The organism is Psychromonas sp. B3M02 (assembly GCF_003318165.1).
Classification (GTDB): Bacteria; Pseudomonadota; Gammaproteobacteria; order Enterobacterales; family Psychromonadaceae; genus Psychromonas.
The window spans coordinates 3,130-3,655 of record NZ_QOCB01000008.1 but is presented as its reverse complement, the minus strand read 5'-3'; the positions used below and the strand labels follow the sequence as shown (position 1 = coordinate 3,655).

Annotated in this window: 2 tRNA genes; both read left to right on the top strand. The window is 38.8% G+C overall.

The features are described 5' to 3' along the window. Window positions 1–59 precede the first annotated feature (59 nt). A tRNA-Ile gene (locus DS885_RS00680) sits at window positions 60–136 on the top strand. 44 nt (window positions 137–180) lie between these two features. Then, a tRNA-Ala gene (locus DS885_RS00675) sits at window positions 181–256 on the top strand. Window positions 257–526 lie beyond the last annotated feature (270 nt).

Genomic DNA, 526 nt, shown 5'->3' with positions numbered 1-526 from the left:
GAGTGCCCACACAGATTGTTTGATTAGAAAGTAAAGAGACGTATAGATAGACTCTAGATGGGTCTGTAGCTCAGTTGGTTAGAGCGCACCCCTGATAAGGGTGAGGTCGGCAGTTCGAATCTGCCCAGACCCACCAATTTCTTGTATTGAAATTGGATTGCTATTTATACAAACCATGTTGGGGCTATAGCTCAGCTGGGAGAGCGCCTGCCTTGCACGCAGGAGGTCTGCGGTTCGATCCCGCATAGCTCCACCACTTCATTTAAACGAAGTGACCAACATGTGAGAAGCCTTAGATAAACAACATTATTTATCTAAGGCTTTTTTTAACGAAAAAGTCTGCTCTTTAACAATTAGGAAAGCTGATAAATGTTCTTATTTATCGCACAATAACAATGAGTTACTTGTAGCTTGATTGGTGTGATAAATAAAACGAAATGTTTAATTCATTAACGTGAATTAAACGAGTTCTCAATATTAAAACTTCGGTTTTAGTATTGTAATCAAGCAAATAGTTCATTTTTAC